Source organism: Candidatus Omnitrophota bacterium (genome assembly GCA_041649175.1).
Lineage (GTDB): Bacteria > Omnitrophota > Gorgyraeia > Zapsychrales > JBAZNR01 > JBAZNR01.
Map to the genome: position 1 here is coordinate 290773 of JBAZNR010000001.1, position 8134 is coordinate 298906.

At 45.4% G+C, this 8134-nt stretch carries 2 protein-coding genes; both read right to left on the reverse strand.

From position 1 onward, the window contains the following. Positions 1–34: 34 nt before the first annotated feature. Positions 35–4015 carry a S8 family serine peptidase gene (locus WC676_01420; protein ID MFA5059273.1) on the reverse strand — a complete coding sequence of 1327 codons (3981 nt, stop codon included), beginning with the start codon at positions 4013–4015 and terminating at the stop codon, positions 35–37. Positions 4016–4038: 23 nt separating this feature from the next. Then, positions 4039–8052: a S8 family serine peptidase gene (locus WC676_01425; GenBank protein ID MFA5059274.1), complete on the reverse strand. Its 4014-nt coding sequence runs from the start codon at positions 8050–8052 to the stop codon at positions 4039–4041. Between the last annotated feature and the right edge of the window lie 82 nt (positions 8053–8134).

Sequence of the window (8134 nt, forward strand, 5' to 3'; positions counted from 1 at the left end):
TAAAATAAATTTCCTATTCAAAAATAATTTGTATTTATTCCGTTATAAACCTATTTTTGCTCACTCTGGGCGATACGTCATCCGTCGACGAAACACTTGAGCTCCAGTTGATCACTCCCGGCGTAATACCTAAGTTGTCAATAGATTGCTCTTCGTCAGGGCACACCATGAATAACTGCCCGGGAACGCAAACACGTTCGGTCTGTGACCAAAGAACATTTCGCGGCTGGGCATTATCAAAGCTTCCCAGCCTCGCGTAATAGAATCCTCCTCGAAGAAGCCGAAAGAAATGGGACGTTCTACCTAAGGAAATATCAACTGATTCCGTATCAGCAAAATCATCTCTGCGTGATACCTCTAGAACGTATCCGATAAGACCGTTAGCGGGGGGCGGCTCCTGCCATTGCGCAGAAATCCCAAAGTAACGCCCTTTATTTCCGCGATGAGCTTCAAAGTTGATCGGCGCGCTAAACCGCGGATAGTGCCCCGAACGGTCATAGCCCTGCCGCAATGTTGGCCATATTTTCTGGATAGAACTATCGGCAGGAATATTTAAATCCCACGCAAAAATTGAATGGTGTTCACTGGCTATTCTGCCAAAGTAATCTCCGTTCATGCGATAAAAGCCATCCGCAGTGGCGACAAACTCTAGTGTTCCATCTCCATCTAAATCCACAAGGCTTTTATCGGTAAACGCGACTGACTCAACATATTTAGCAAACCCGTCAATGATCTGTCCTTGGGCATTGCGAGCCATTATTTTGGTGAAAATGATCCCGTCAACCCATTCATAGGTTGCGTAAATAACATCCGGGTTTCCGTCGGAATCAATATCTCCCAGAATCGGCCCCAGGCGATCATCGCCGGACAGGTTCTCCCAGCTGGTTATTATTGTTCCATTTTGATTTAAAATATAGATCGTATACGGCGAAGAGAAGGAGCTGATAATAATATCTAAGACGCCGTCTCCGTTCATATCCGCGATCGCCGGGCTGGACACCCTAAAATCAACATCGGGAAACCAGCGCTCTAATTGTTGCGTATTCGGCCTATAGACATAAATGCCGCTTGAGGTATTGATAACGATCTCATCTTTGCCGTCATTATTAAAATCCGCTGTTGACGGTGACCCATGGACAGCAAAGGCATCAATGTAAAGCGGTTCTCTCACTTGCGTCCCGTCGCTATTAAACAACCACAGCATTTTGCTGTAGACCCCATGCTCACAAAAAGCTACAGAATCAGATACGTAAACAATTTCATCATCCGCGTCATCGTCAAAATTACCTACGCCGACACCAGCGTCAAGATTGGTCCCGGAACAGTCCGGCATTAATTGCGGCCAATTATGTTCGGGATTGGCTTCACCATTGATTTGCATCGCGAATAGGGCGCGATGCGGAACTGAAAGGACAGTAAAAATATGCTCTTTGATCCCATTGTGGTCAAGGTCCCAGAGGGCATTAAATGTGCCATTAGGGCGATACATAATGCCCGAAAAATAGTTTGAATACAAAACTTCCCCATCCCTGTCATGGGCCACAACTCTATTTTCAATCTCAGTATCATATTTATGATAGAGAAAATCAGAGCTATCGTCTGCATTTAAATCCTCAATAAAAAGCGAGAATTTATTAACGCCATTATACCCATCATCGAGCGAGATGATATCATCCAGGCCGCCATTAACCCCGATCACGTAAACAGAAGACAATCCTTGGTCGTTAGAACGCAAGAATGTGATCTCTTTTTCCGGATCATCATCAACATTTCCTATTGTGGGAATAATGTTGGCAGAGCTCGTCCCATTGGGCAAAGCCATTCTTGCCGGAAAACCTTCTCTGATCGTTGGGTCAAGATAAACCAAAGCCATTGGATCTCTTTTGAAAAGCTCTCCGCCATTATAAACACTTAGACGGAATTGATAAAATCCTCTTTGGGTATCCGCCGGGGCATTGAACTGCCCTAAGGTTCCGCTTTCAACAGGCTCTTGCCCGTCATTTTCAAGTACGATTCCTGCTGTCGTCCAACTTTCCGTTCCCTGTGGAGCATAATCAATAGAGTAATGATGCCCCGTCGACATTCGCATCGTTCCTAAAAAGTCAAAGCTTGTGCGCCAAACATCGCCATCATAAGGATCAGTGATTTGAGTATTATCCACGATGAACGAATGATAATCTGTGCTTTCTTGCCCGTTTCCGGTGATCTGTACGCGCACCAAATAAACACCTTCATTGACAAGTTCCAATTTGTTCACCGAAGACAATCCTAAAACCGTTGGCTGACCCGGCATTAAAGTGACAGTTCCTTCCGCGTGCAGATCCGGATCCCAGATTTGCGGATCCGGAAGATCCCACGGCTGAAACTGAGGGTCTTGTCCCATATATCCAACATCGTACGTATAATTGTAGATCTGCTGGTTCTGATCGTGATAACTAATAACAGAGGCTTCATACTGGGCCGAGCTGACACTGTCCGTCAATTTATTGATTTTCACAATGACCGGAACGATTTCTTGGCTGGCGGTTAAGGCGTCAACGCGTCCATGGCCCTGTTTAAACGCATTTTCCGTTCCCTCAACAGCACTGTTACGAATTGCATATTTAACCTGATCGGGATTCCAAGTGGGATGTTGCTCAAGTAAAAGCGCCGCCAAACCGGACACATGCGGCGCTGCCATCGATGTTCCGCGCAGATTAATATGTTCATTATCAATACAATCACTGGCATCCATGCCTTGACCCGGATATTTTGCCGCGCAGATCCATTGACCCGGAGCCGAAACATCCGGCTTAATACTCCCATCGATCAAAGGCCCTTTGGAAGAAAAATCTGCGATAGAATCGCCATAGTCAAAACTTGCCCCTACCGTAATTGCCTTACGCGATGTTCCGGGGCTATTGATTGTTTTGTATTGATAATCATTACCGGCTGAAACAACAACGACGACGCCGGAATTGACAAGATTATCCACAGCTAAAGACATCGGATCATCGGGGTCATTGCTTGACGCACCCAAACTCATAGAGACAACGTCAAGTTGATCTACTACCGCTTGATCTAAGGCCGCACTTAGGGCGCCTCCTGGGCAACCATGATTTTGGTGTTCCGGATCAAGATAGCCGCAGGCCCTATAGGCATACAACGTGGCATCAGGAGCAACGCCCCGAATAGGCTGCCAATTACCAGCTATGCCGTTTCCGGCGATGGTGGCCGCTACATGTGTTCCATGGCCATGATCATCCGCGGGATCATTATCGTTATCAAAGAAATCGTAGCCGCCTTCGATCTTACATCCTTCCCCTAAGCAACCGTTAGGAAATCCATCGACGGCAAAATCGGCATGCGTATAATAAATCCCGGTATCGATCACGCCGACTTTAACACCTTCCCCTGTATATCCCTCTTGCCAAACCTGCGGAGTATGAATATACGGTATTGACTGCTGCAAAAGTGTGCGATAAACCGGCCATGCAAAAACTTTCTTCACAAAGCTGAGGTTTTCAATTTGATCTTTTTCCGATGAATTTAAATCAACCGTAATTCCGTTAAGAACATAAAATACTTCTGTTTTCTGTCTTTGAGCAAATCCGGAAATAATGTTATTGATCTGCGCAATATACTGAGCATGCAAAACCGAAAGATTGCCGGCATATTGCTGAGCGCTTGTTCTTTGGTTCACGCTGATCGGATAAGAATTAAATTGTGACGCCGCCGGAAGCTCATGGAACTCGATGAAATATGATACGCTTTCTTCCTGCGGGACAATGACAACTTCTTGATTGTTATTATTAGGAATAACCGGAACTCCGATGGGAATTTCCAGATTTTGCATATCAACTTGCTGCTGCATCAAAGGCTGTGGTTCTTCAGCAATATACGCTAGTGAAGCAACCGGAACCGCAGAAATTATGAAGAAGCTGACAGCTAAACATCGCGTAAAATGAAAAATACTTTTCATCACGCCTCCTCTGTTGGATGATATTGTTTTTATTTCCACATTTCGACTGAACATTTATCTTCTCCTTTCGATCAAGATCAATGACACGTTGGACAAAATTCCACCGGGCCGCTTCCAGTCCAATCGTCTGGGTCTCCTCCGGCAAAATACCCCCAAAACTTTTCCATATTTCCTTCCGGGAAAATATGATCGACAGGCTTGTAGCGCGTCAAGGGATCGTCTTCTTGATCATTACAAACGACATGGCCTCCGGGAACACAAATTGTTTTAACCGATGACCACATCACGTGGCTTCTATCATCACGATTAATACTGCCCACGCGAGTAAAATACCAGCCCGCAGAAAGATCAGAAAAGCGGTAATTATAATTCCGTATTCCCACATCAATGGCGCTAGCACCATTGATCAGATGACGGAATTGTGGATCTGAGGCAACTTCAGCCGTATAGGCATACACGTACTTTGATGCCAACGCATCATTCCAGGACAAGGAAGCGCTGTTGGGCCCTTGTCGAGACGCTTGGAAATTCAACGGCGCGCCAATACCGGCGTAAAGGCCGCGGCGTTGTTGATCCTGACGCAGAGATGGCCATAAATGATTAAAAGAGGAATCAGGCACATTCAAATTCCACGCATAAAGTGATACTCGCGGGACGAGATCCGTATTTTCATCAAACCCCGCATCGTCATCATCGGAGGAACGCTGCAATCCCTTTGATGTTGCCACCAGTTCAAGTGTTCCGTCACCATCAAGATCTGTGAGGATCTTGCCGGGCGTTGTACCCGGCTCAATGTATTTAGGAAAACCTGTTATCTCCTGTCCGAGGTAATTCTTGGCGTGGATAGAGCTGAAATAATGATCACCAATATCTTCAAAATCGCTATAAAGAACATCTACCTGATTGTCTCCGTTAACATCGCCAAGTATTGCTCCATGAAAATCAGTAAATTTACCATGGACCGGCCAACCGCTTAGCACCGTTCCATTTTGATGCAGAACATAAATCGAGAACATAGTTGCCTCTCCTGCCTCGAAATTGGCGCTAACCACAACAATGTCGAGATAACCATCGCCATCAACATCACCTAAGGCAGGAGTAGAAAATGAACAGTCAATGCCAGATAAAAGATGCGCAGTAATTCCAGTTGCCGGATCATACCTATAAACCCCTTGATCAGTATTGACAAAAATTTCGTCAATGCCATCACCGTTAGAATCACCGCTGGAAGGAGTAGAATACGAGGCCCCGCTAAAATAAACAGGATCAGCGACAGAAAGACCGTCGTAATTAAAAATATATAGCTGCATTAATGGAACACCCGCGTCACAAAATGCCTCAGACTCTCCGACATAAGCAATTTCTTTATCTTCCCTATTGCTGTTAAAATTACCGACCAAAGGACTCGGCCCAAGTTCCGGCAGTCGACAAGCTGTTATGGTCTTTGGCCAGTTATCGGAGACAGGGTCTCCATTAAAATCAATCAGGTGAAGCGACTTGCTAAAAGGAGATATAGAATTTACTTGAGCAAAAATGATCTCTCTCGCCCTGTCATTATTAAGGTCCGTATTAACAAAAAAAGTGTCCTGAATGAATCCACCGTTAAGTAGCCCACCTGCAAATATTCGAGACCATATGTGTCCTCCATCTTGACGTTTAGTACGCAATTCATTAGGATTTTGAAAACTATCGTGGCTTTGGCTTTGAAAAAGAAAATCATCGACACTATCTCCGTCAAAATCATCAAGGATAAGAGAGTGATGATTAAAATAGTTATATGTATTTCCATAATTTATTGTATTTTCATGTTCCCCATTGCTACCAAAAATATGAATACTTCTTCTGTAGCCTGAAGTTAGGCCATAAGAAACAAAGGACATTTCTTGCCTGCCATCATTGTCAATATCCTTAATGACCAGAACTGGATCTGCCTCAGAGGACTCGGAAGCATATCGTATGGTCCGTGCCGGAAAACCGCTGCGCAATTCTTGATCAACGCGAACAACGGCAATTGGCTTACTCCACCTCAGTTGATTACCATCATATATCCTTATCCAGAATTTATAAAAACCCGTTGGAAGAGATTCCGGTGTCTGAAAATTCCCTAATGCTCCTTCCTCTACAGGTTCAAGTCCCTCTTGGGTAAGTGTAATTCCATCACTCGTGAAATATGGCAACGATGAAAGATACGGCTCATATTCGATCATATATCGGTATCCCGGGTTTATACGGATCGATCCGGAAAATGATATCGTCTCCCGCCCGATCACATCACCGCTACGCGGACTGACCACTCGCGCATTTTCTACCAAAAACGTATGGTAGTCTGTCGAATCATACCCACCTGCACTGATCGTCCTAAATCGCGCCAAATAAATACCATCAGCCGGCAATAAAGATTTATCGATCGGATTTTGTAGTAATTCTTGAGGAATTCCCGCTTGAAGTACGATCGCGCCTTCTTGATGAAAATTAGTCATCCACTGACCGGGATCCTGCAGGTCATCCGGCTGAAAATAAGGGTCACTTCCCATATAGCCAACATCAAAGGCATATTGATATTCACCCGGCAATTCATCATGATAGCTTATCAACTGAGTTCTAAATGAGACTTCGTCTACCGTATCAACATCTTTCAGTATTTTGACAATGACCGGTGGCGGCTCTTGGCTTGCCGCAACCGCGCTAACACGGCCATGGCCCTGAGTAAGGACATTGTATCCAAGATCGATCGCGCTATTACGAATGGCATATTTAATTTGGTCCGGATTCCAACCGGGGTGCTGCTCTAAAAGAAGAGCCGCCATGCCCGCCACATGCGGTGCCGACATAGACGTTCCCCAGGCGCTGACATGCGTACCATCAATACACGGAGTCCATCCCACGGTATTGGCTGCTTTTGCGGCACAAATTATTGCCCCAGGAGCAACAACATCAGGTTTTACACTGCCATCCATCGTTGGCCCTTTTGACGAAAAATCGATCATCTGATCAGACCATATGTGGCTATCATCAAAAGTCGCCCCAACGGCAATAACCTTTCTGCCTGAAGCTGGATTACCAATAGTTTCATAGAGATAATCATTTGAAGCCGCAGCAACGGCGACAACACCAATCTCAGCCGCATTGTCAAATGCCTCAGAACAATAATTGTCTGGATCGCCAAAAAGGCCCACAGTAAAGCTTGCCGTCACAACATCAAGATGGTCTTCCATATTGTCATCATTGTTGGGATCCACGATTTCTTCAACAGAAAGAGAACAACCTCTAATATAGGCATACAATGTCGCTCCCGGCGCAACACCTCTTATAGGCTGTCCATCACCAGCGATACCATCACCGGCAACAATGGACGCCACATGAGTTCCATGCCCGTTTGTTAGATCAAGGGCTCCCGGATTTCCCCCGGCAACTTTTGCGCAATTTCCGCTTTGGTATTGCTCTATAGTGCAACTTCCAAAATCGGCATGAGTATAATCAATGCCAGTATCTATAACCGCAACCGTAATACCTGATCCGTCAAACCCGGGATCTTCCCACACGGCTGTTGCGCCGATCTGAGGAGCCGATTCACGCAAAAGAAACCTGGGATCTTCAAGGATATGGACTTTCTTAACAAAACCTTGTCCTTCAGCTTGTTCCTTCTCCAATCCGGTCAGGTCGATAATAATTCCGTTAGACGCTAAAACAAGATGTTCTATGTCCCGCTGGCTTAGTGCGGGAACAATAGCGCCTAATTGGGCAACGTACTGATCTTGCATATTCCGAAGATTCTGCGCGTAGATTTGTGCCCTTGAGTACTGTTCAGACGTACGAGGATACGGGCCTAATTCTAAGGCGGCAGGATGTTCATTAAACTCAATAAAACATTTTTTGATTTCGTCGGGACCCTGCTGGACATCTTGCTGAGGAACAATGATTGTCGATTGCGTATTCCAATCAAAGGTTTTTCGGCCTTCCAACGGCGTCAAGGGATAGCGTATCGTCCCCGGAACATCCGCCGCATGAACAACGGATGGCATGGATATTGAGCTCAATAAAATAACAACAGCCAAGAACCCCAAAAAAACGTTTCGTGTCTTAAAAAACATGGTTCTGCTCCTTTTGCTAAGATGTTGATAAAAACGATCTATAGAAACTTGACGCGCGGACGCGTCAGACTGATTTGATCTG

Coding starts and splice junctions, on each gene's coding strand:
- WC676_01425 (MFA5059274.1), bottom strand. CDS start 8,052: ATGTTTTTTAAGACACGAAACGTTTTTTTGGGGTTCTTGGCTGTTGTT.
- WC676_01420 (MFA5059273.1), bottom strand. CDS start 4,015: ATGTTCAGTCGAAATGTGGAAATAAAAACAATATCATCCAACAGAGGA.